The sequence below is a fragment of the Geodermatophilus sp. SYSU D01119 genome (genome assembly GCF_054049975.1).
The window spans coordinates 48,102-71,000 of sequence record NZ_JBJGYL010000023.1; the positions used below are offsets into that span (position 1 = coordinate 48,102).

Below are 22,899 nucleotides of genomic sequence, written 5' to 3' on the forward strand. Positions count from 1 at the left end.
TCACGATCTACCGCGGAGTACGCCGTTCCAGCTCGCGCAGGACGTCGGCGGCGACCCAGCGGGCGCCGCGGCCCCCGGAGCGCAGCCCCCCGGCGGTCGCCACGGCACGTCCGTGCAGGCCAGGACTCCGCTTGCCCATCTGGCGCAGCGCCCAGCTGGCGCCCTTGCGGACCACGGGGCGGTCGTCGTCGGCGTGCTCGGCGACGGCCCGCAGGAACGGCTCGAACCGCTCGTCGGGGGACGTGCGGTCGGCCACCGCCAGGCCGGCCATGACGGCGAACCCGGCGCGCTTGACGAACGGCTCCGTCCGGGCGGCCCACGCGAGCGCGCGGTCCCGTGCGAACGGGGTGTGCCGGACCAGGTTCTGGCAGACCTGGTCGCACAGGTCCCACGCGTCGAACCCGGCGGCCCACGCGTCGAGCTGCGCGACGTCGACCGCGGCCGGGTCCTCGACCATGCTCGCCAGGATCCGGGCCTCGTGGACGCCGGTGTCCCACAGCGCCGCGGCCAGCGCGTGGTCGCGGCCCAGCTCACGCGCCAGCGCCCGGAGCTCGGCGACCGTCACGCCGAGGGTCTGCGCGCCGCCGACGCCGGTGCGGGTCATGCCGGCCAGCCGCGCCGGGTCGGCCAGCTCCCCGAGCCGGCCGAGCACCGCCGCGGCGTCGGTCACCGGGTGAGGACGACGGGCAGCTCGGCCAGGCCGCGGATGACGAACTCCGGGCGGCGCCGCGCCGGGCGGGCCAGCTGCAGGTCGGAGGTCCGCGACAGCAGCGCGCCGAAGGAGGCCTGCAGCTCCACGCGGGCCAGCGGCGCCCCGATGCAGAAGTGCACGCCGGCGCCGAAGGAGATGTGCGGGTTGTCGGTGCGGCCGACGTCGAGGACGTCCGGGTCGGCGAAGACGGCGGGGTCGCGGTTGGCCGCACCCAGCAGCGCGGCGACCTTCGCGCCCGCCGGGACGGTCACCCCGCCCACCTCGACGTCCTCGGTGGCGGTGCGCTCGAACAGCTGCAGCGGCGAGTCGAAGCGCATGAGCTCCTCGATCGCGGTGGGCAGCAGCGCCGGGTCCGCCCGCAGCCGCTCGAGCTGGTCGCGGTGCTCCAGCAGGGCCAGCAGGCCGTTGCCGCTGACGTTGACGGTGGCCTCGTGGCCGGCGTTGAGCAGCAGGATGCAGGTGGTGACCAGCTCGTCCTCGGTCAGCCGGTCGCCGTCGGAGTCGCGGACGGTGACCAGGTGGGTGAGCAGGTCCTCGCCCGGGGCGCGGCGCCGCTCGGCGGCCAGCTCCCGCAGGTAGGCGACGAACTCCGCGGCGGCCCGCTCGGCGGCGTCCTCCACGGCGTCGCTGCGGCCGTACTCGTACATCTTCACGATCGCGTTGGACCAGGGCCGCAGCAGCGGCCGGTCGGCGGCCGGGACGCCGAGCAGCTCGGCGATGACGGCGACCGGCAGCTCCTCGGCCATCCCGGAGAGGACGTCGACCTCCGCGGTGCCGCCGGAGCGCTCGGCCAGCCCGTCGACCAGGGAGTCGGCCAGCTCCTGCACCCAGGGCCGCAGCCGCTCGACGTGCCCGCGGGCGAACGCCGCGCTGACCAGCCGCCGCAGCCGGGTGTGCTCGGGCGGCTCCATCTCCAGGATGGCGTTGCGGTGGATCAGGTTGAACTGCCCGAACCGCTCCTCCGGCGTGCGGTCGCGCCAGATCCGGCCCAGCCGCCGGTCGCGCAGCACGGCGTTGCTCTCGGCGTGGGTGAAGGCCAGCCAGAGGCCCAGGCCCTCGTGCCACTGCACCGGCGCGGCGGCGCGGGCGGCGGCGAAGGCCGGGTAGGGATCGGCGACCACGGCTGCGTCGGTCAGGTCGAGGGGGACGGCCGGCGAGGTCACGGCGGGGAGCCTAGGCGGCGGAGGGACGTGTCCCGGCCCACCTACGCTGGGCCGCATGGCCCGTTCCGCGACCCGCCGCCGTCCCGCGCCCGCGCCCGCCGCCGGTGAGATCAACCCCAAGGCCCCCTGCCCCTGCGGGTCCGGCCGCCGCTACAAGCACTGCCACGGCTCGGGCTACGCGCCGCCGGTGACCCGCCCGTTCGAGGGCCTGCCCGGCGAGCCGGACTGGGTGGCGCTGCGCGAGCTGGTGCCCGCCGCCACCGCCCCGCTGACCACCACCGATGGCCGCGCCGTCACCCTCGCCAGCGTCCTGCCCGGCGGCGCGCCGGCCCTGGTGCGCAGCAACGGCGAGATCCTGCTCGGCGTCCAGCTCACCGCCTCCTCCGACGACGTGAGCCGCGACCTCGGCACGGCGCTGGCCGCGGCGCTGGAGGCCCCGGCGGGCGCGCCGGTCGACCCGGGCCCGATCGGCGCCGCGGGCTCCGCCGGCCCCCGGCTGCAGGAGCTGCTGGACCTGGAGGCGCCGCTCGAGGTGACCGTCCACGAGGACTTCGGCTTCTGGCTGGAGGGCACCGACGCCGGCGCCGCCGCCATGGCCGGCCTGCAGCAGGCGAACGAGGCGGTGCTGCCCACCGTCCGGCTCGACGGGCTGGGTGCCGCGTACTGGGTGCGGCCCGGCAGCGAGCGGTCGCACCTCCGCTGGGTGCGGCCCGAGGCCGAGGAGCCGCTGCTCGACGCGCTGGCCCGCCTGTCCGCGGCCGACGAGCTGGTGCTCGGCGAGGGCACCCGCTACGCGGGCGCCTTCCGCGCCCACGGGCTGGTCGTGCCCGTGTGGGACCTGCCCGCCGACACCCCGGCCGAGGAGTGGAACGGGCCGGCCGAGGAGTTCGCCGGGAGGTTGGAGCAGGCGCTGGCAGCCTCCGGCCCGCTGTCGGCCGACGAGCGCCGCGCCCGCGCCGGCCTGCTCTCCCGCCAGGTCACCCTGCGCTGACCCCGGGGAGGTCGTGCTCTGCCCCGCCGGACGGGGCAGAGCACGACCCGACCCGGGACCCCCTGCACCTGCTCCGGGCCGGGTCGTGCGCTGAGTCCGCCCTGGACCCAGAGCACGACCGCGCTCGGGAGGACACGTGCCCCGGGCGGAGGAGCCCCGCTCAGAGCGAGCGGATCAGGTGCCGGAAGAAGACCGCGCCCCGGTGCAGCGCCGCGACGCTGATCCGCTCGTCGGCCGCGTGCAGCGCGTCGAGCTCGCCGCGGGAGAGGTCGAACGGCATGAACCGGTACACCGCGTCGCTGATCTGCGCGAAGTGCCGCGCGTCGCTGGCCTGCACCATCAGGTACGGCGCGACGACGGCCTCCGGGTACACCGCCCGCACCGCCGCGCCCAGCGCCGCGTAGGCCTCGGTGTCGGTGCGCGACACCGGCGACGGGTCGTTGCCGCCGGTCACCCGCACCTCCACCGACGGGTCGGCGATCACCCGCTGCAGCCGGTCGACCGTCGACTGCACCGTCTCGCCCAGCGCGATCCGGATGTCCAGGTGCGCCCGCGCCCGGGTGGCCAGCACGTTCTGGGCGCTGCTGCCCTCGAGCTCGGTGACGGCGACCGTCGTGCGCACCAGCGCGTTGGCCTCCCGGCTGGCCCGCGCCAGCGCCGTCGCCAGCACCGGCCGCAGCGCGCGGGCGTTCGCGAACAGCGCCCGGTACGCGCCCGGGGCGTGCCGGCCGGCGGCATCGACCATGCCGAGCACCACGTCGTGCAGCCGCGCCGGGAACGGGGACGCGTCCAGCCGCACGACGGCCCGTGCCAGCCGCGCCGGCGCCCCGCCCGGGGTGGGGGAGGAGGCGTGCCCGCCGGGGTCGGTGGCCACGAGGTCGACGCCGAGCAGGCCCTTCTCCGCCAGCCCCACGACGGCGATCGGCCCGGGGACGCCGGGGAAGACCCCGCTCACCACGGCGCCGCCCTCGTCGACCACCGCCCAGGGCGTGATCCCGCGGTCGCGGAACGCCTGGACCGCGAGCTGCGCCCCGACGCCGGCGACCTCCTCGTCGTCGCCGGAGAAGACGTAGACGTCGCGGGCCGGGGTGTGCCCGGCGGCGGCCAGCGACTCCACCGCCTCGAGCACGGCCACCAGTGAGCCCTTGTCGTCGATGGCCCCGCGCCCGTGCACCCAGCCGTCCTCGACCAGGCCGGAGAACGGGTCGCGGCTCCACGCCTGCCCGGTCACCGGGACGACGTCGTGGTGCGCCATGAGCACCAGCGGCGGCCGGTCCGTGCCGCTGCGCCAGCGGTAGAGCAGCGCCCCGTGCCCGAGGACCTCCCGCTCCAGCACCCGGTGGGTGTGCGGGTACAGCTCGGCGAGGCGCTCGCGGAACCGGGCGAAGGCGCCGGCGTCGACGAGGCCGCGGTCGCGCGCGGAGACGGTGGGGATGCGGATGAGCTCGCCGAGGCGGGCGGCCGCGGCGCCGGCGTCCAGGCCGGAGGCGTCGGCGGGCGGGACGGCGGCCGGCGAGGGCCGGAAGCGCGCAACCCGGCGGGCGAGCGCCGCACCCCCGGCGGCCGTCCCCGCAGCCACCGCCCCGGCCAGCAGCGGGGTGGTCCTCACGCGACCTCCCGCACGCCGGCCACCTCGGGCCGGTCGGAGAACGCCAGCGCCGGCACGAACACCAGCGACAGCGCGGCCAGCCACGCGGTGACCCCGCAGACCACCCACACGGTCACGTAGCCCGACAGCGACCCGGCGGTGCCCTGCGCACCCGAGGCCAGCGCGACGGCGAAGGCGGCCGACGCGAAGCTCCCGCCGAGCACCTTCGTCGTGTTGGTCAGCCCGGTGGCCACGCCGGTGCGCCCGGCCGGCGCCGCCGCGGCCGCCGCGGCGGGCAGGGCCGCCACCAGCGCGCCGGAGCCCAGACCCGCGACCACCATCGCCCCGAGCACCTGCGGCAGCGTGTCGTGCAGCGGCACGAGCAGCAGGTAGCCCAGGCCGGTGAGCGTGGCGGCGCCGATGAGCGTGACCCGCGGCGTGGTGGCCGCCGAGACCCGGGAGAACTGGCTCGCCCCCACGAGCATCGACACCACGTAGCCGCCGATGACGATCGACACCTCGCTGGTCGACAGGCCCAGGCCGTAGCCGTACACCTCCGGGTCGGTGCGGGCGAAGGTCGACAGCGGCCCCTGCGCGCCGAGCACGCTGACGCCGAAGAGCCCGGCGGTGAGCTGCACCGGCCACATGCTCGGCGAACGCAGCACCCGGAAGTCGACCAGCGGGTCGGTGCGGCGCAGCTCGTGGCGCACGAACGGCACCACCAGCAGCACGCCGAGAGCGGTCACCAGCCACGGCCACAGCTCGCCGGCACCGTTCACCCGCACGAACGTGAGCCCGCCGGTGATCACCAGCAGCACCACGCTGAGCAGCGCGACGCCCGTGACGTCGACCTCGCCGGCCCGGCGGTCGGTGCTCTCGGGCACCCGCAGCGCCACCACGGCGACGACGCCCGCGACCAGCAGCCCCGGGACCAGCAGCACCAGCCAGAACCGCCCGGCCAGCGCGCCGCCGAGCTGCCCGCCGCCGAGCGCGCCCACGATCGCCCCGGCCTGCAGCGCGGCGACGATCAGGCCGGTCGCCCGCCGGGTGCGGGCGGCGGCGTCGGCCTGCCCGCGCGAGCGGGAGTGGATGAGCGCCACCTGCAGCGGCAGCCACGCGGCGTAGACGCCCTGCACCGCCCAGGCGGCGAGGAAGACGCCGAAGTCCTGCGCCACGGCGAGCACGCCGGTGGCCGCGGTGACGAGGGCCGCCGACAGCAGCAGCATCCGGCGGTGGCCGTACAGGTCGCCGAGCTTGGCCAGCACCGGCACCGCGATCGCCGACAGCATGAGCTGCGCGGCCTCGAGCCAGTTCACGTCGGCGTCGTGGACGTCGAGGTGACGGGCGACGTCGGTCAGCAGCGGGACGTAGTAGCCCTGCAGCACGCCGCTGGTGAACTCGACGAAGACGAGCCAGCCGACCAGCCCGCCCCCGAGCCCGGCGATGCGGCCGGTGCGCCGCGCGGTGTCGGTCCTGGTCATGAGCCGGCCACGCCCTGCCTCCCGTCCGGACCGCCCGGGGCGGGCGTCCGGTACCGCACCGTACGGACCGGCGGGCTCCTACGGGAGGGGGCGCACGGGATCGCGCCACACCGGGCAGGACATGCAGCGCGGGCCGCCCCGGCCGCTGCCCAGCTCCGACCCCGCGATCCGCACCACCTCGATGCCGGCCGCCTCCAGCGCGGCGTTGGTGACCGTGTTGCGCTCGTAGGCCACGGCCAGCCGCGGCGCGAGCGCCAGGGTGTTGTTGCCGTCGTCCCACTGCTCCCGCTCGGCGGTGACCGGGTCGAGGCCGGTGTCGATCACCCGCAGCCGGTCGATGCCCATGGCCTCCGCCGCGGCGACGACGAACGGCCGCGGTCCGCGCACCACGAGGTCGGTGGTGTCGTCGTCGTCCGGCGTCTCCTCCGCGGTGACCGTCCAGGCCACCAGCGAGTCGGCGACGGCGGGGTACATGACCATCGCGTCGACGTCGACCATCGTGGCGATGGTGTCCAGGTGCATCGTCGCGCGCTCCTGGGCGATCGGGACGACGAGCACGGTGTGCGCCAGGCCGCGGGCGAACACCCGGCGGGCCAGCCGCTCGGCGCCGCCCGGCGTCGTCCGCTCGCCCACGCCGACGGCGAGCACGCCCGGGGCGAGCAGCAGCACGTCGCCGCCCTCGAGGTGCTCCAGCGAGGCGTCGTAGAGCTGTCCGGTGCCGGCGAAGCGCGGGTGGTGGGTGGCGATGGCCCGGGTGATCGAGCTCTCCCGGTGCCGCGCGGGCATCGCCAGCGAGGTGATGGCCACCTGGTCGCCCACCCACACCGACGAGTCGCGGGTGAACAGCAGGTTGGGCAGCGGCGGGACGACGAAGTCCGCGCGGTCCATGAGCTCGTAGGCCAGGCCGCGGCCGCCGCGCAGCTCGTCGTGGGCGAGGCCGGCCATCAGCGTGGCGGCGAGGTCGTCGGGCGCGAGGCCGGCGAGGTGGGCGGTGGTGGCCCGCTTCAGGGTGGCGCCCAGGCGTGGGTCGTCGACGGCGGCCGCGACCAGCTCCTCGCGCGCGGCGGGCACCTCCAGCACCTCCGCCAGCAGGCGACCCAGGTAGAGCACCTCGACGCCGCGGCCGGTGAGCGCCGCGGCGAAGGCGTCGTGCTCCTCCTGCGCGCGGGCCACCCACGGCACGCCGTCGAAGAGCAGCTGGTCGTTGTTGCGCGGGGTCAGCCGGCGCAGCTCGGCGCCCGGCCGGTGCAGGACGACGGTGCGCAGCGGGCCCACCTCGCTGGTCGCGCCGAGGGACGGGGAGGCTCCGGAGGTCACGGGGGGAGAGGCTGGCACAGTGGCCGGGCGGTCGCAGCACACCGTCGTCCCCGACCGCTCCGAGGAGGCACCGCGTGGACCTGTTCGACCTCACCGGGAAGGTCGCCGTCGTCACCGGCGGCACCCGCGGCATCGGCCTGATGATGGCCCGCGGCTTGCTGCAGGCGGGAGCGTCGGTCTACGTCAGCTCCCGCAAGCCCGACGCCGGGGAGCAGGCGGTGGCCGAGCTGTCGCCGTTCGGCCGGGTGGAGTCGATCCCCGCCGACATCAGCACCGAGGCCGAGTGCGTCCGGCTGGCCGAGGAGGTCGGCCGCCGCGAGGAGCGGGTGCACGTGCTGGTCAACAACGCCGGCGCCACCTGGGGCGAGCCGCTGGAGACCTTCCCCGCCTCGGCGTGGGACAAGGTCCTCGACCTCAACGTCAAGGCGCCGTTCTTCCTCACGCGGGCGATGCTCCCGCTGCTGGAGGCCGCGGCCACCGACGACGACCCGGCCCGCGTGGTCAACGTCGGCAGCATCGACGGGCTGCACGTGCCGGTCCTGCCGACCTACTCGTACTCGTCCAGCAAGGCCGCGGTGCACCAGCTCACCCGGCACCTGGCCAAGGAGCTCGGGCCGCGGCGGATCACCGTCAACGCCGTCGCCCCGGGGCCGTTCGAGTCGAAGATGATGGCCGCCACCCTGGCCGCCCGTGGCGACGAGATCGCCGCCAGCTCGCCGCTGGGCCGGATCGGGCGGCCCGACGACATGGCCGGCGTCGTCGTCTACCTGGCCAGCCGGGCCGGGGCGTACGTGACCGGCGCGGTCATCCCCGTCGACGGCGGCCGCGCGACCACCCTCTAGGCGGGGCGCTCGCGCGCCCGTTCCTCCCGGGCCGCGCGGGGCAGCGGGGCGGCCGGCCGGTCGGTGCGCCGGCGCCGCGGCGGCCGGCGGGCCTCCTCCGCGGGCACCCGCTCGAGGTGGGACTCCGCCAGTGCCACCTGGTGCGGCGAGCCGACCTTGCGGCCCTGCTCGCGGGCGCCGGTCCACCAGTCGCGCGCGGCCACGGTGTCGCCGGTCTGCTCGGCGATCCGGCCGAGCAGCTCGTCGTAGGCGCCGAGGCTGAACGCCGGCGTCCCGAGGACCGCCTGCCGGCCGCGGAAGGGCAGCAGCGCGACGGTGGCCATGGTGATCTCGGCCTCGTCGCCCAGGTGCAGCGCCGCCTCGGCCTGCAGCAGCGTGGCGACGTCGCTGGCCCAGTCGCGGATCTGGGTGCGGCCCCAGCGGGCGCGCAACCGCCGGGCCTCGGCCAGGTCACCGGACTCCGCGGCGGCCACCACGGCCATCAGCTGCAGCAGCGGGTTGCCCTCGTCGCCGGTCTCCACGAGCAGGCCGATGGCCTCGGGCAGCCGGCCGTCGCCGCGGCGCAGCGCGAACTGGTGCGCGGCGTAGGCGTGCCGCGAGTGCGGCGTGACCCGGCGGTAGAGCTCGTGCGCCTCGGTGGTCAGCTCCTCGGCGCGCGCGGCGTCGCCGGCGAGCCAGGAGGCGCCGGCCTGCTGCCACAGCACGTGCGGGCGCACCTCGGGTCCCGACAGCGAGAACGCCAGCCGCCGCCCGGCCTCCATGTCGGCCTCGAAGCCCGCGCGGTCGGTGAGGTGCAGCCGGATCGCCGCGCGGTGCAGCCGGGCGTAGAACTCGGTGCGCCGCGGCAGCCCGCGCCCGGCCAGGGCCAGCGCCTCGTCGGTGGCGGCCAGCCGCAGCTCGGCGGCGCCGGGCCGGCCCCACACCGCGAGCGAGTAGTTGTTCAGCGTCCGGCCCAGCAGCTCCGGGTCGCCCACCCCGCGGGCCAGCGCCACCGCCCGCTCCGCGTACCGCACGCCGCGCTGCAGGTCCTCGCTGAAGGCCAGCTCCACGCCGAGGGTGCCGAGCAGGCGGGCGGTCAGCCGGTCGCGCTCGGCGTCGGTGGCCTCCGGCGCGATCTGGTCGGAGTGCTCGAGCAGGTCCTCCAGCAGCGCCACCATCTCGCCGTCGACCACGCCGTGCGGGCGCCAGTTCCACAGCGTGACCTCGCCCCAGACGGCGGCCGACTCGAGCATGCAGCGCCGGTCGCCGAGCTCGCGGGCCAGCGCCAGCGCCTCGCCCACCACCTCGTGGGCCTCGGTGCGCTGGCCGCTGCGCAGCAGGTCGTTGCCGAGCGCGGTGAGCAGGTCGTGCCGGGTGCGGGTGGCGTCGGGCGCCGACGGGTCGAGCAGCCGCAGTGCCCGGCGGGTGTGCAGCGCGGCCTCGCCGTCGGCCAGCCGGGCGCGCGCGACCCCGGCCGCGACCGACGACCACCGCAGCCCGGGCGCGGCGCCGACGACCGGCGCGGCCTCGACGAAGTGGTGCGCCAGCCGCTCGGCCAGCGCGTCGTCGGCCCGCCCGCCGGGCGCCCGCTTCTCCAGGGCCGCGCCGAGCCGGGCGTGCAGCTGGGCCCGGCGCAGCGCCGGCAGGTCGTCGGCGAGCACCTCCTGCACCAGCGCGTGGGTGAACCGCCAGCTCCACGGGGCCGACCCCTCGCCGACCAGGCCGACGGCGGCCGCGGCGTCCATGGCGGCGAGCGCGGCCTCGGCGTCCTCCCCGGCGGCGCGCAGCAGGTCGAGGGTCACCTCCCGCCCGGCGACGGCGGCCAGCTCCAGCACCGGCCGGGCGCCCGCGGGCAGCCGGGAGAGCCGGGTGCGCAGCACCTCGACCACCGACGGCGGCACGGGCACGCGGGCCAGCGACAGGTCGCGGGCGCCGCGCATCCACCGGGTCAGCTCGACGACGAAGAACGGGTTCCCGGCGGTGCGGTCGTGCACGGTGGCGGCCAGCCGGGCGTCGCCGGCGCGGCCGAGCTGGGCGGTGAGCAGCGAGGCGACGTCGTCGGGGGCCAGGCCGCTGAGCTCGAGGGTGGTGGCGGCGGGCTCCCGGGCCAGCCGGGCCAGGCAGTCGGTGACCGCCTCGGGCAGGTCCTCCCCGACGCTGCGCACCGTCACCACGACCAGCAGCGGCACCCGCGGCAGGTGGCGGGCGAGCAGGCCGAGCAGCTGCACCGAGGTGGCGTCGGCGCCCTGCAGGTCGTCGAGGACGACGAGCACCGGCCGGGCCGCGGCGGCCGCCGCGAGCCGCGCGCGCAGCGCCTGGAACAGCCGGAACCGGGCGGCGTCGGCGTCGTCGTCGCCGTCGGTGGGGTCCGGCGGCTGCTGGCCGAGCTGCTCCAGCACCTGGGTCCACGGCCACAGCGGCGGCGCGCCGGCGTCGTCGGCGCAGCGGCTCTCGGCCACCGCCCACCCGGCGGCCCGGCTCATCGCGGCGACCGCCTCGGCCAGCCGGGTCTTGCCGATCCCGGCCTCGCCGCCGAGCACGACGACGGCGGGGCGCCCGCCGGCGGCGGACTCGGCGACCGCGCGCAGCCGGCCCAGCTCCGCCTGCCGGCCGACCAGCCCGTCGTCGGCCGGGGCGGACAGCGGGGCCGGCGCGGGCGGCGGCGGGGGCACCACGGTGAGCGCGGGCCGGGCGCGGCGGGCGAGGGCCGGGTCCTGCCGCAGCACCGCCCGCTCGAGCTCGCGCAGCTCGGGGCCGGGGTCGATGCCCAGCTCCTCGCGCAGCAGCTCGGTGCAGCGGCGCAGCGCGTCGAGGGCGTCGGCCTGCCGGTCGGCGGCGTAGAGGGCGGTGACCAGCCGGGCCCACAGCCGCTCGCGCAGCGGGTGCTCGGCCACCAGGCGCTCGAGGTCGCTGACGGCGGCGTCGGCGCGGCCGGCGGCGAGCAGGGCGTCGCAGCGGCGCTCCCGGGCGCGGACGTGCAGCTCGGCCAGCCGGTGCCGGTCGGCGGCGCCCGGGCCCTCGCCGAGCTCGGGCAGGGGCTCGCCGCGCCAGAGGTCCAGCGCCCGCTCGAGCGCGGCGACGGCGGCGGCCGGGTCGGTGTCGGCGGCGCGGTCGCCCTCCTCGACCAGCCGGGCGAAGCGCAGGCTGTCGAGGTCCTCGGGGCCGACCTCGATCCGGTAGCCCGGCGCGCGGGTGACCAGCACCTTCGCCGGCTCGCGCGGGCCGCGCTCGGGCTCGAGCACCCGCCGCAGGTGGGAGACGTAGGCCTGCAGGGTGCCGGTGACCGTGGGCGGCGGCTGCTCGCCCCACAGCGTCTCGACGATGCGGTCGACGGACACCACCCGGCCGGCCTCGGCGAGCAGCAGGGCGAGCAGCGCGCGGGGCTTGGCGCCGCCGACGTCGACCGGCCGCCCGTCGGGACCGGTGACCTCGAGGGGGCCGAGGACGCGGTACCGCACGACGCGGGATCGTCCCAGGTTCGGAGCCGGAGCGGGAGGGGTCCGCTCCTCTCAAGTCGCGCGCAAGTGGCGGTCAAGGCCGCGTCGCCAGGGTCGCTCCCGACCCGACTCCCACTGCTCCGGACACCCGAGGAACCCGCCATGACCCTGCCCGAGGTCGCCTCCCGCCCGCTCCCGCCGCCTCCCGCCGTCGACGACCTCCGCCTGGAGGTGCGCGGCCCCGTCCTCGCCGCCGGCGACGACGGGCTGGCCGAGGAGGTGGCCACCTGGAACACCGCCGTCACGCACACCCCCGCGGTGGCCGTCGGGGCGGTGTGCGCCGCCGACGTCGTGGCCGCCGTCCGGTTCGCCACCGCGCAGGGCCTGCCGGTCGCCGTCCAGGCCACCGGCCACGGCCCGGTCCGCAACGCCGACGGCGCGGTGCTGGTGACCACCTCGCGCATGCAGGGCGTGCGGATCGACCCCGAGCGGCGGACCGCCCGCGTGGAGGCCGGCGTCAAGTGGGCCACCGTGCTCGCCGCGGCCGCGCCGCACGGCCTGGTGGGGCTGTGCGGCTCGTCGTCGGACGTCGGCGTCGTCGGCTACACCCTCGGCGGCGGCGTCGGCCCGCTCGGCCGCCGCTTCGGCGCCGCCGCCGACTCCGTGCTGGAGATCGAGATGGTCACCGCCGGCGGCGAGCTGCGCACGGTCACCGCCGAGTCCGATCCCGAGCTGTTCTGGGCCGTGCGGGGCGGCAAGGGCAGCTTCGGCATCGTGACCGCGCTGGAGTTCCGGCTGTACGCGGTACCGGCGCTCGTCGGCGGCGGCCTGTTCTTCGCCGGCCGCGACGCCGCCTCGGTCCTGCACGCCTTCCGCACCTGGGCGCCGACCCTCCCGGAGGAGGCGAGCACGTCGGTGGCCGTGCTGCGGCTGCCCCCGCTGGAGTTCCTGCCGCCGCCGCTGCGCGGCCAGACCGTCGTCCACCTGCGTTTCCTCTACGCCGGTGACGACCCCGCGGCCGCCGCGGCGCTCGTCGAGCCCATGCGCGGCACCGGCGAGGTCCTGCTCGGCGGCATCGAGCCGCTGCCGCCGACCGCGCTCGACGCCGTCCACATGGACCCGACCGACCCGATGCCCGGCTGGGAGAAGGGGATGCTGCTGGCCGACCTGACCGAGGAGACGGTCGACGCGCTGCTCACCGCGGCGGGCCCGCAGGTCGAGGTGCCGCTGGCGATGGTGGAGGTGCGCCAGCTCGGCGGGGCGCTCGGCCGGCCGGCCGAGGTGCCGAACGCGGTGTCCGGGCGCGACGCGCCGTGGTCGGTGTTCGTGATCGGCCCGATGGTGCCGGGGCTGACCGAGGTGGTGCCGATGGTCGGCCGGGGCGTGCTGGGCGCGCTCGCGCCGTGGGCGGCGCCCGGCTCGCTGCTCAACTTCCTCGGCGACGTCGACGGGCCGGCCGGCGTGCTGGCGGCCTGGGACGCGGCGACGGGGGAGCGGCTGCTGGCGGTCAAGCGCGCGGTCGACCCGGGGGACGTCTTCTCCGGGGGGCACGCTCTGCGCGGGAGCTCCGGTGCCTGAGCGCTCGCCCCGGCTGCCCCGGTCCCTGCGCCGCCGCGGCGGGATCCCGCCGTCGGTGCCGCCGCCGGACTGGACCCCGCCCGCGTGATCAGCTGACCTGGTCGTGCTGCGTCCTGGCTCACCTCCGGCGGTGAGCCAGGACGCGCTGCGCTGAGCCCGGCTGATCGTGCGGGGTCAGTCCGGCAGCAGGACGCCGGGGTTGCAGACGCCGCGCGGGTCCAGCCGCTGCTTGACCGCGCGCAGCACGTCGACGCCGAGGGCGCCGACCTCCCGCTCCAGCCAGGGGCGGTGGTCGGCCCCGACGGCGTGGTGGTGGGTGAGCGTGCCGCCGGCGGCGAGCAGAGCGTCGGTGGCCGCCCGCTTGGCTCCGAGCCACTGCTGCAGGGGCAGGTCGTCGTCGCGGTCGGCGAGCACGGTGACGTAGAGGGACGCGCCGGTGGCGTAACCGTGCGAGACGTGGCTCATGACCAGCGGCTGCCGCCCCGGCGTGCCGAGGGAGTCGCGCAGCGCGCGCCGGACGGCGTCGTACACCGCGGGCAGCGCGCTCCAGGTGGCCGCCGTCTCCAGCGTCTCCACCAGCAGGCCGGCGTCCATGAGCCGGTCGCGCAGGTAGGGCGCGGCGAAGCGGTGCCGGCGCCACGACTCGCCGACCCGCCGGCCCACGCGCGCCGCGCCGTGCTCGCGCAGCACCCCGACCGCCGCCCGCCGGCGGGCGCGCACCAGCGGCGGCAGCCCCTCCCAGCCGACGACGAGCAGGCACCCGCCGGCCCGGCCGCGCGCCCGCAGGGCACCGCGCAGCAGCCGCGCCCCGGCGCCGCCGGCGTTGAGCAGGTTGGCCTGGGTCTCGTCGGGGTCGGACAGCCGGACGACGTCGGGCAGCAGGTCGTGGCGCGCGAGCCGCTGCAGCCCGGCCAGCCCGTCCCCCCAGGTGCGGAACGACCAGCCCTCGTAGACGGCGGTCCGCGGGCGGGGCCGCACCCGCAGCCGCACCTCGGTGATCACGCCGAGCGCGCCCTCCGAGCCGAGCGCGAGGCCCAGCAGGTCCGGCCCGGCGGCCGACGCCGGCGGGTGCCCGAGCTCGAGGACGCCCGACGGCGTGGCGAGGGTCAGCCCGGCCACGAGGTCGTCGAAGCGGCCGACGCCGGTGGACGCCTGCCCGGCCGAGCGGGTGGCCGCGTAGCCGCCGACCGTGGCGAACTCGAAGCTCTGCGGCAGGTGGCCGAGCGTCAGCCCGTGCCCCGCGAGCGCCTCCTCCAGCGCGGGCCCGCGCATCCCCGGGCCGACGGTGACCAGCGAGGACGCCACGTCGACGTCGGACACCGACGCCATGCGGGAGAGGTCGACCGACAGCGACGGGCGGTCGTCGGGGTCGACGCCGGCCAGCCCGCCGACCACGCTCGTGCCGCCGCCGAAGGGCACCACGACGACGTCGCGCTCGCTGCACAGCGCCAGCAGCGCCGCGGTCTCGGCGGTGCTCCCGGGCAGCACGACGGCGTCGGGGGCGTCGGAGGCGTCGCCCGCGCGGCGGCGCACCAGGTCGAGGTAGCTCTTGCCGCCCGCGCGGCGCAGCCGCGACTCGCGGTCGGTGCGCACGTGCTCCTCGCCGAGCAGGGCGACGAGCGCGGCGTGCACGTCGTCGGGCAGCCGGGAGGGCGCCAGCCGGATCTCGCCGACGGCGACCGGCGGGGTGGCGCGCGGCGTCCAGCCGAGCTCCCGGGCCAGGTGCCGGCGGGCCGCCTTCGGCAGCGGCAGCTCCGGGTCGCGGGTGAGCTCCAGGCCGCCCCCGGTCTCCTCCGTCCCCTCCGGCCCCTCGACGGCCTCGGCCACGGTGGCCACGCGGGAGCTGCCGGGCCCCCATCCTTGGACGGTCAGTTCCGGCTGCTCGGGCACGGCTACAGTCTGCCGGTGCTCCGCCCGGGACCCCGCACGTGACCGGCCCCGTCCCCTCCGGTCCCGACCTCACCCCGGCCCGCCGCGCGGCCGACCTCGAGGCGCTGACCAGCACCGACGTCGACGTGGTGGTCGTCGGCGGGGGAGTGACCGGCGCCGGCGTGGCCCTCGACGCGGCCGCGCGCGGCCTGTCGGTGGCGCTGCTGGAGCGGGCCGACCTCGCCGCGGGCACCAGCCGCTGGTCGAGCAAATTGGTGCACGGCGGGCTGCGCTACCTGGCGCACGGCGAGATCGGGCTGGCCCGGGAGAGCGCCCGCGAGCGCGCCGTCCTCATGCGCACCACCGCGCCGCACCTGGTCCGGGCGCTGCCGTTCCTCGTGCCCGACGCGGCCGGCCGTGACGTGAGCGCCGTCGGGGCGCTCGGCGGGCGGCTCGGTGACGCGGTGCGCCGATCGGTGCGGGGCGGCCCGCGGTCGCTGCCCGGGACCCGGCGGGTGGGCCCGGCCGAGGTCGCGCGGCTGACGCCCGCCGTCGTGCCCGGCAGCGGCGGCGCCGTCTTCTGGGACGGGCAGCTGTCCGACGACGCCCGCCTGGTCGTGGCGCTGGCCCGCACGGCCGCCGGGCACGGCGCGCGGGTGCTCACCGGCGCGCGGGTCACCGGCGTCGACGGGCGGGAGGTGTCCGCCGTCGTCGACGGGACGCCGGTGACGCTGCGGGCGGGTGCCGTCGTCAACGCCACAGGGGTGTGGGCGCAGGCGCTCGCGCCGGGGATCCGGCTGGCGCCCTCGCGCGGCTCGCACCTGGTGGTCCGGGCCGGCCGGCTCGGCGACCCGCTCGCCGCGCTCACCGTGCCGCTGCCGGGGTCGCGGTCCCGGTACGTGTTCGCGCTGCCGCAGCCCGGCGGGCTGGTGTACCTCGGGCTCACCGACGAGCCGGTCGACGGGCCGGTCCCCGACGACGACCCGCAGCCGTCGGACGCCGAGGTCGACCAGCTGCTCGGCACGGTGAACCGGGTGCTCGTGGTGCCGCTGACCCGCGACGACGTCGTCGGGGCCTACGCGGGGCTGCGGCCGCTGGTGCTGCCGGAGTCGGCCGGTGCCGGGCCCGGCGACGCCACCGCCGACCTCTCCCGCCGGCACCTGCTGCGGTGGGACGGACCGGTCCTCTCCCTGGTCGGGGGGAAGCTCACCACCTACCGGGCGATGGCCGAGGAGGCCGGCGACGCCGTCGTCGAGCGGCTGGGCCGGGGTGCCCGCCGCTCGCCGACCGCGCGGCTGCCGCTGGTGGGCGCCGCGTCGCCCGCCGAGCTGGCGCGGGTGGCCGCGCCGCCGCGGCTGGTGGCCCGCTACGGGACCGAGGCCCCGCGGGTGGCCGCGCTCGGCGCCGGGCCGGTGGCCGAGGGCCGGCCGGAGACGGTGGGGGAGCTGCGCTTCGGGGCGCTGGCCGAGGGGGCGCGGACGGTCGCCGACCTGCTCGACCGCCGGGTGCGCCTGGGCCTGGTGCCGGCCGACCGCGAGCGCGCCGTCGCGGCCGCGGAGGACGCCCTGTCCCACTGACTGGGAAGGCTGTTTCGCACAGTGGGACGGCGCGAGCAGGATGGTCACCGTGGACACCTACACGCACGGCCACGCCGAGTCCGTCCTGCAGTCGCACCGCTGGCGCACCGCGGAGAACTCCGCCGCGTACCTGCTCCCGCACCTGCGTCCCGGCCTCGACCTGCTCGACGTCGGGTGCGGGCCGGGCACGATCACCGTCGACCTCGCCCGCCGGGTGGCGCCGGGCCGGGTGCTGGGCCTGGACGTGTCGGCCGACCCGCTGGACGAGGCGCGGGCGCTCGCGGCCCGGGAGGGCGTGGCGGTGACCTTCGCCGTCGGCGACGTGTACGCCCTCGACCTGCCCGACGACTCGGTCGACGTCGTGCACGCCCACCAGGTGCTCCAGCACCTCACCGATCCGGTGGCGGCGCTGCGCGAGATGGCGCGGGTGTGCCGGCCCGGCGGGCTGCTGGCGGTCCGCGACGTCGACTACGCCGCCACCACCTGGTTCCCGGCCGACCCCGGCCTCGACCGCTGGCTGGAGCTCTACGGCCGCGTGGCGCGCGCCAACGACGCCGAGCCCGACGCCGGCCGGCGGCTGGTGGCCTGGGCCCACGCGGCGGGCCTGCGCGACGTCACCGCCTCGACCGGCGCCTGGTGCTACGCGTCGGCGGCCGAGCGGGAGTGGTGGGGGCGGTCCTGGGCGGGCCGCGCGACGGCGTCGGCGTTCGCGGAGCAGGCCCTGTCCTACGGCCTGGCCACGCGGGACGAGCTCGAGGAGCTCGCCGCCGCGTGGCTGCGCTGGGCCGCGGCGGACGACGGCTGGCTCGGCATGCTGCACGGCGAGCTGCTCGTCCGCGCCTAGGTCCGCGAGATCTGCACACTCGTGGTCCCCCGGGGCGGGAAGGCCCCGAGTGTGCAGATCTCGCGCGGGCGGGTCAGCCCCGGCGGGTGGCGTTGGCCTGGACGGCGGTGCTCACCCACTGCGCCAGGCCCGGAGCCCGCCGCTCGTAGTGGGCGGTGAACCGCTCGTCCTCCACGTACATCCGGCCGATGCCGGCGTGCATCTCCGGCGGGCAGTCGTAGAAGTTGCGGCTGATCTGCTGGCGCGCCTCCTCGGCCAGGTCCATCGCCTGGTCCGAGTCGGGCGCGACCCCCGCCCGCAGGGCCGCGGCCATCCGCTCCTCGACGTCCTCGCCCTCTGCCTTGATGCGCACCCAGTCGTCCTTCGAGTACGCGGCCGTCCTCCGCCGGGACTGGGCCCACGCGTCGGTCTCGCCCCAGCGCTCCTCGGCCTCGCGCTCGTACTCCTCCGGCAGCCAGTCGCCGAACAGCTCGAACCGCTCCTCCGGGGTCAGCGAGATCCCCATGTTCATCGCCTCCATCTCCTTCTCGACGGCCGCCACCATCGCCCGCGTCCGCTCCAGCCGGTCCCGCAGCAGCCGGTGCTGCCGGCGCAGGTGCTCGGCGGGGTCGGCGGACGGGTCGTCGAGCAGTGCCGCGACCTCCTCGAGGGGGAACCCGAGCTCGCGGTAGAGCAGCACCTGGTGCAGCCGGTCCAGGTCCGCCGCCGAGTAGCGGCGGTAGCCGGCCGCGGTGCGGCCCGACGGCGACAGCAGGCCGATCCGGTCGTAGTGGTGCAGCGTGCGCACCGTGACGCCGGCCAGCGCGGCCACCTCTCCCACGTTCACGCGGGTCCCTCCTCCCTGACGACGACGAGTGCACAGCCTGACGTCGCGTCAGGGTCAAGCGCGATCGTCGCGTCGGGTCGAGCGCGATCGTCGCGTCGGGTCGAGCGCGATCGTCGCGTCGGGTCGAGCGCGATCCCCGGACGGCGGGGGAGCGGCGGCTGGGCGAGGATGCCGGGGTGGCCGCTGAGGACGTCTCCCCCGAGGACCCCTTCCCCCGGCAGCGGGTGACCGTCCGCGGCACGGAGATGGCCTACGTGGACGTCGGCGAGGGCGGGGCGGGCGGGGATGCCATCGTCTTCCTGCACGGCAACCCGACGTCGTCCTACCTGTGGCGCAACGTCATCCCGCACGTGCGGCACCTCGGCCGGTGCATCGCGCCGGACCTGGTCGGCATGGGGGAGTCGGGCAAGCTCCCGGACCCGCGGCGCGGCACCTACTCCTTCGCCACCCACGCGCAGCACCTCGCGGAGTTCCTCGACGCCGTCGGCGTGCACCGGCGGGTCACCTTCGTGCTGCACGACTGGGGCTCGGCGCTGGGTTTCGACTGGGCCCGCCGGCACCCCGAGCAGGTGCGCGGGCTGGCCTTCACCGAGGCGATCGTCAGCCCGCTGACCTGGGCGGACTGGCCGGCCGACGCGCGCGGCATCTTCCGCGCCATGCGCGGCGACGACGGCGAGACCGTCGTGCTCGACAAGAACGTCTTCGTCGAGCGGATCCTGCCGGCCTCCACGCTGCGCGGCCTGAGCCCGGAGGCGCACGAGCGCTACCGGGCGCCCTTCCGCGAGCGCGAGGACCGCTGGCCCACCCTCGAGTGGCCCCGGCAGATCCCGCTGGAGAACGTGCCGCCGCTGGTCCGCGACGTCGTCGCGCAGTACGGGGTGTGGCTGCGCGGCAGCGCCGTCCCCAAGCTGTTCCTGAACGCCGAGCCGGGCTCCATCCTCGTCGGCCGGCAGCGCGCGCTGGTCCGCAAGTGGCCCTCGGTCACCGAGGTGACCGTGCCGGGCGCGCACTTCGTGCCCGAGGACTCCCCGCACGCCATCGGGCGGGCCCTGGCCGACTGGATCCCGACCCTGCCCTGAGCCGGGTCGCCCGCTCTTCCCGCACCGTTCACCGGGAGCGGGCCGCGCCGTCGACCTGCGCTCTCCCTGCGCCGCCCACGCTGGCGGCGTGCGCGTGGCAGTGGTCACCGAGTCCTTCCTCCCGCAGGTCAACGGCGTCACCAACAGCGTCCTGCGCGTCTGCGAGCAGATGCGGCGGCACGGCGCACAGGTGCTCGTCGTCGCGCCCGGGCCCGGTCCGGAGGAGTACGCCGGCGCGGCCGTCGTCCGGTCCCCGTCGGTCGCGCTCCCGCGCTACGCGGGCTTCCGCGTCGGGCGCCCGTGGCCGGGGCTCGGGCGGGTGCTGCGCGATTTCCGCCCCGACGTCGTCCACCTCGCGAGCCCGGCCGCGCTCGGCGCGTCGGCCGCGCGGGTGGCCCGCCGCCTCGACGTCCCGGTCGTGGCCGTCCACCAGACCGACCTGGTCGGCTTCGCCGCCCGCTACGGCCTGCCCGGGGTCGGCCGGGCGGTGTGGGCGGGCCTGCGGCCGGTGTACGCCGGGGCCGCGGCGACCCTGGTCCCCAGCCGGCCGGTGGCCGAGGAGCTGCGCGCCCGCGGGGTGCCGCGGGTGCGGCTGTGGGCCCGCGGCGTCGACTCCGCCGCCTTCTCGCCCGCGCACCGTGACCCCGCGCTGCGCGCCCGCCTGGCGCCCGGCGGCGAGGTCGTCGTCGGCTACGTGGGCCGGCTGGCCGCCGAGAAGGAGCTGCACCTGCTGGCGGGCCTCGACCGGATGCCCGGCGTCCGGCTCGTCCTCGTGGGCGACGGCCCGCAGCGCGAGCGGCTGGAGCGGGCGCTGCCCGGCGCGGTGTTCGCGGGGTTCCGCGGCGGCGCGGAGCTCGGCGCCTGGCTCGCCTCGCTCGACGTCTTCGTCCACCCCGGCTCGTCGGAGACCTTCTGCCAGGCGGCGCAGGAGGCGCTGGCCAGCGGCGTCCCGGTGGTCGCCCCGGCCGCCGGCGGGCCGCTCGACGTCGTCACCGCCGGGCGGACCGGCCTGTTCTTCACCCCCGGCTCCGCGGCCGACCTGCGCGCCCGGGTGGCCCGGCTGGTGGCCGAGCCGGAGACCCGCGCCTGGATGGCCCGCGCCGCGCGGGCGAGCGTCCGGGGGCGCACCTGGGACGCCCTCGGCGACCAGCTGCTCGGCCACTACACCGACGCCCTCGCCGGCCGCTCCGCCGCGCCCGCCGCCCCGGAGCGCGTCGCGTGAGCCGCATCGTGCAGGTGGCCAACTTCGTCACCCCCACCTCCGGCGGCCTGCGCACGGCGCTGGCCTCCCTCGCCGCCGGGTACGCCGCCGCCGGACACGAGGTGGTGCAGGTGGTCCCCGGCCCGCGCGCGGCGGCCGAGGACACCCCTTGGGGACGCCGGGCGCAGCTGCCAGGCGTCCCGGTCCCCGGCACCGGCTACCGGCTGCTGCGCCCGGCGCCGGTGCTGGCGGCGCTGGCGGACCTGGCGCCCGACCGCGTCGAGCTGCACGACCGCACCACCCTGCGCGGGGTGGCGGGCTGGTCCCGCGACCGCGGGGTACCGGCGCTGGTGGTCAGCCACGAGCGGCTCGACCGGTGGCTGCGGCAGTGGCTACCCGCGGCGCCGGGCGTCCCGCGGGCCGCCGACCGGCTCGCCGACCGCGCCAACGCCGCGCTGGCCGCCGCGGGCCGGGTCGTCTGCACCACCGACTGGGCGGCCGAGGAGTACCGCCGGGTGGGGTCGCCGGTGACCGTGGTGCCGCTCGGCGTGGATCTCGCCACCTTCACGCCCGCCCGCGCCGACGCCGGCCTCCGGCGTGACGGCGAGGTGCTGCTGGTCTCCGCCACCCGCCTGTCGCGGGAGAAGCGCCCCGACCTCGCCGTCGCGGCGACCGCGGAGCTCGCCCGCCGCGGGGTGCCGGTGCGGCTGCTGGTCGCCGGCGACGGCCCGGCCCGCGCCGCGCTGGCCCGCCGCGCCGCCGGCCTGCCGGTGACGCTCCTCGGGCACGTCCCGGGCCGGGCCGCCCTGGCCGGGCTGCTCGGCGCCGCCGACGTCGTGCTCGCGCCCGGCCCGGTGGAGACCTTCGGCCTCGCCGCGCTGGAGGCGCTGGCCTGCGGCACGCCGGTGGTGGTGTCGGCGGACTCGGCCCTGCCGTCGGTGGCCGGGCCGGCCGGGGTGGCCGCCGCCGGCACCGCGGCCGGGCTGGCCGACGCGGTGGAGGCGCTGCTCGCGGTGGACCCGGGCGTGCGCCGCGAACGGGCTCGGCGGCGCGCCGAGCGGTTCCCGTGGACGGCGACGGTCGCGGGGTTCCTCGCCGCGCACGGCCTGGCGGCGCGCGAGCGGGCGGCGCGGGAGCGGGCGGCGTGAGGATCGCGGCGCTCGGCGACAGCACGAGCTGCGGGGAAGGCGTGGGCGTGCGCGTGCCGGCCGCCCGCACCTGGCCGTCGGTGCTCGCCGCCGCCGTCCCGGGCGCCCGGCTGACCCTGCTGGCCCGGGCCGGCGCGCGCGTCCGCGACGTGCGGGCCGGCCAGCTGACCGCCGCCGTCGCCGGGGCGCCCGACGTGGCCACCGTGCTGGCCGGGCTCAACGACGTCCCGCGGTCCGACCTCGACCCGGCCGCGCTCGCCGACGACCTCGCCGCCGTCGTGTCCGGGCTGCGCGCCGCGGGGGCCGTCGTCGTCCTGGGCCGGCTGCACGACCCCGGCCGGGTGCTGCCGCTGCCGGCGGGGGTGCGGGCCGCCGTCCGCGGGCGGGTGGCGGCGGTCAACGCCGCGGTCGACGCCGCCGCGGCCGACCCCGGCGTGCTGGTGCTGGACCTCGCGGCCGTGCCGTCCGTGGCCGACCGCCGGGCCTGGGACGTCGACCGGCTGCACCCCACCGCCGCGCTGCACGCGCGCATCGCCGCGGCCGCGGGCGCGCTGCTCACCGCGGCCGGCCTGCCGGTCCCCGTGCCACCCCCGCCGCCGCTGCCGCCCGCGCCCGGTCCGGCGCGCGAGCTCGCCTGGGCGGTCCGGCACGGGCTGCCCTGGGTGGCCGCGCACCTGTCCGGCCTGGTGGCCGCCGCCCGCGAGATGGGCGCGGCACCGCCCGTCGGGTTCGTTCAAGACGGCGACGGCGCGCCCGGCGCAGGGTCGGGGGCATGGCGATCACCGACGGCCGCCCGGACGGCTACACGACCCTGACCCCCTTCCTCGTCTGCTCGCCGGCGTCCGAGGCGATCCGGTTCTACGGAGCGGTCTTCGGCGCGACGCTGGTGAGCCGGATGGACGGCCCGGACGGCACGGTCGCCCACGCGGAGCTGCAGTTCCCGGCCGGGCGGCTGCAGCTCGGCGACCCGAGCCCGCAGTTCGGCCTCGTCGCGCCGACCGGGCAGGAACAGGACCGGGTGAGCGCCTCGACCTGCATCTACGTCCCCGACGTCGACGCGGTGGTCGCCGCGGCCGCGGAGCGGGGCGCGACCGTGCGCGAGCAGCCGGCCACCTTCGTCACCGGCGACCGGTTCGCCTCGCTGTACGACCCGTTCGGCCACCGGTGGGCGGTGATGACCCGGGTGGAGGACGTCGACCCGGAGGAGGCCGAGCGCCGGCTGGCGGAGTGGGCCGCGTCGGGCGCGCTCGAGGGCTGAACGGGCGCG

18 protein-coding genes are annotated in these 22,899 nt (G+C 78.1%); 10 read left to right on the forward strand and 8 right to left on the reverse strand.

Going from position 1 to position 22,899, the window contains the following annotated elements:
- Nucleotides 1–7: 7 nt before the first annotated feature.
- Together ACI79X_RS17105 and ACI79X_RS17110 are read right to left on the reverse strand one after the other, a co-directional pair.
- Nucleotides 8–670: a DNA alkylation repair protein gene (locus ACI79X_RS17105; RefSeq protein ID WP_457026617.1), complete on the reverse strand. Its 663-nt coding sequence runs from the start codon at nucleotides 668–670 to the stop codon at nucleotides 8–10.
- Nucleotides 667–1,875: a cytochrome P450 gene (locus ACI79X_RS17110; protein WP_457026618.1), complete on the reverse strand. Its 1,209-nt coding sequence runs from the start codon at nucleotides 1,873–1,875 to the stop codon at nucleotides 667–669. The genes ACI79X_RS17105 and ACI79X_RS17110 overlap by 4 nt, the downstream gene beginning before the upstream one ends.
- Nucleotides 1,876–1,930: 55 nt before the next feature.
- On the opposite strand from ACI79X_RS17110, the gene ACI79X_RS17115 reads away from it, so the two are divergent.
- Nucleotides 1,931–2,866: a DUF5926 family protein gene (locus ACI79X_RS17115; RefSeq protein ID WP_457026619.1), complete on the forward strand. Its 936-nt coding sequence runs from the start codon at nucleotides 1,931–1,933 to the stop codon at nucleotides 2,864–2,866.
- 160 nt (nucleotides 2,867–3,026) lie between these two features.
- Here the strand turns inward: ACI79X_RS17115 and ACI79X_RS17120 are convergent, their stop codons facing one another.
- From ACI79X_RS17120 to ACI79X_RS17130, 3 genes are all read right to left on the reverse strand, one after another.
- Nucleotides 3,027–4,475 (reverse strand): M20/M25/M40 family metallo-hydrolase, encoded by a 1,449-nt coding sequence (locus ACI79X_RS17120; protein ID WP_457026620.1) that lies wholly within the window; start codon nucleotides 4,473–4,475, stop codon nucleotides 3,027–3,029.
- On the reverse strand, nucleotides 4,472–5,935 hold the full coding sequence (locus ACI79X_RS17125) for an MFS transporter (protein WP_457026621.1): 1,464 nt from the start codon (nucleotides 5,933–5,935) through the stop codon (nucleotides 4,472–4,474). The genes ACI79X_RS17120 and ACI79X_RS17125 overlap by 4 nt, the downstream gene beginning before the upstream one ends.
- 78 nt (nucleotides 5,936–6,013) lie before the next feature.
- Nucleotides 6,014–7,252 carry an arginine deiminase gene (locus ACI79X_RS17130; RefSeq protein WP_457026622.1) on the reverse strand — a complete coding sequence of 413 codons (1,239 nt, stop codon included), beginning with the start codon at nucleotides 7,250–7,252 and terminating at the stop codon, nucleotides 6,014–6,016.
- Between the two features lie 74 nt (nucleotides 7,253–7,326).
- On the opposite strand from ACI79X_RS17130, the gene ACI79X_RS17135 reads away from it, so the two are divergent.
- Nucleotides 7,327–8,094, forward strand: coding sequence for an SDR family oxidoreductase (locus ACI79X_RS17135; RefSeq protein WP_457026623.1), 768 nt, complete (start codon nucleotides 7,327–7,329; stop codon nucleotides 8,092–8,094).
- On the opposite strand, the gene ACI79X_RS17140 is transcribed toward ACI79X_RS17135, so the two are convergent.
- The gene (locus ACI79X_RS17140) at nucleotides 8,091–11,531 is read right to left on the reverse strand and encodes a BTAD domain-containing putative transcriptional regulator (RefSeq protein WP_457026624.1); all 3,441 of its coding nucleotides are present in this window, start codon (nucleotides 11,529–11,531) and stop codon (nucleotides 8,091–8,093) included. The genes ACI79X_RS17135 and ACI79X_RS17140 overlap by 4 nt on opposite strands.
- Nucleotides 11,532–11,672: 141 nt before the next feature.
- Between ACI79X_RS17140 and ACI79X_RS17145 the strand changes: the two genes are divergently transcribed.
- Nucleotides 11,673–13,088, forward strand: coding sequence for an FAD-binding oxidoreductase (locus tag ACI79X_RS17145; protein WP_457026625.1), 1,416 nt, complete (start codon nucleotides 11,673–11,675; stop codon nucleotides 13,086–13,088).
- A 174-nt stretch (nucleotides 13,089–13,262) separates the two neighbouring features.
- Here the strand turns inward: ACI79X_RS17145 and ACI79X_RS17150 are convergent, their stop codons facing one another.
- Nucleotides 13,263–14,978: an FAD-binding oxidoreductase gene (locus ACI79X_RS17150; protein WP_457026626.1), complete on the reverse strand. Its 1,716-nt coding sequence runs from the start codon at nucleotides 14,976–14,978 to the stop codon at nucleotides 13,263–13,265.
- A gap of 38 nt (nucleotides 14,979–15,016) precedes the next feature.
- Here ACI79X_RS17150 and ACI79X_RS17155 point away from each other — a divergent pair, with 38 nt between their 5' ends.
- Nucleotides 15,017–16,534 (forward strand): glycerol-3-phosphate dehydrogenase/oxidase, encoded by a 1,518-nt coding sequence (locus ACI79X_RS17155; protein WP_457026627.1) that lies wholly within the window; start codon nucleotides 15,017–15,019, stop codon nucleotides 16,532–16,534.
- Between the two features lie 40 nt (nucleotides 16,535–16,574).
- On the forward strand, nucleotides 16,575–17,378 hold the full coding sequence (locus ACI79X_RS17160; protein ID WP_457026628.1) for a methyltransferase domain-containing protein: 804 nt from the start codon (nucleotides 16,575–16,577) through the stop codon (nucleotides 17,376–17,378).
- A 73-nt stretch (nucleotides 17,379–17,451) separates the two neighbouring features.
- Here ACI79X_RS17160 and ACI79X_RS17165 read toward each other — a convergent pair whose 3' ends face one another.
- On the reverse strand, nucleotides 17,452–18,204 hold the full coding sequence (locus ACI79X_RS17165; protein ID WP_457026629.1) for a MerR family transcriptional regulator: 753 nt from the start codon (nucleotides 18,202–18,204) through the stop codon (nucleotides 17,452–17,454).
- Between the two features lie 176 nt (nucleotides 18,205–18,380).
- Between ACI79X_RS17165 and ACI79X_RS17170 the strand changes: the two genes are divergently transcribed.
- The 5 genes from ACI79X_RS17170 to ACI79X_RS17190 all read left to right on the forward strand — a co-directional run bounded on the left by ACI79X_RS17170 (nucleotide 18,381) and on the right by ACI79X_RS17190 (nucleotide 22,890).
- Entirely contained in the window at nucleotides 18,381–19,283 is a 903-nt protein-coding gene (locus tag ACI79X_RS17170; RefSeq protein WP_457026630.1) for a haloalkane dehalogenase, read from the forward strand.
- A gap of 88 nt (nucleotides 19,284–19,371) precedes the next feature.
- Nucleotides 19,372–20,505, forward strand: coding sequence for a glycosyltransferase family 4 protein (locus ACI79X_RS17175; protein WP_457026631.1), 1,134 nt, complete (start codon nucleotides 19,372–19,374; stop codon nucleotides 20,503–20,505).
- Nucleotides 20,502–21,632 (forward strand): glycosyltransferase, encoded by a 1,131-nt coding sequence (locus ACI79X_RS17180; RefSeq protein WP_457026632.1) that lies wholly within the window; start codon nucleotides 20,502–20,504, stop codon nucleotides 21,630–21,632. Before ACI79X_RS17175 ends, ACI79X_RS17180 begins: the two co-directional genes overlap by 4 nt.
- Entirely contained in the window at nucleotides 21,629–22,447 is an 819-nt protein-coding gene (locus ACI79X_RS17185; protein ID WP_457026633.1) for a GDSL-type esterase/lipase family protein, read from the forward strand. Before ACI79X_RS17180 ends, ACI79X_RS17185 begins: the two co-directional genes overlap by 4 nt.
- Nucleotides 22,405–22,890, forward strand: coding sequence for a VOC family protein (locus tag ACI79X_RS17190; RefSeq protein WP_457026634.1), 486 nt, complete (start codon nucleotides 22,405–22,407; stop codon nucleotides 22,888–22,890). The genes ACI79X_RS17185 and ACI79X_RS17190 overlap by 43 nt, the downstream gene beginning before the upstream one ends.
- The last annotated feature ends 9 nt before the right edge of the window (nucleotides 22,891–22,899 follow it).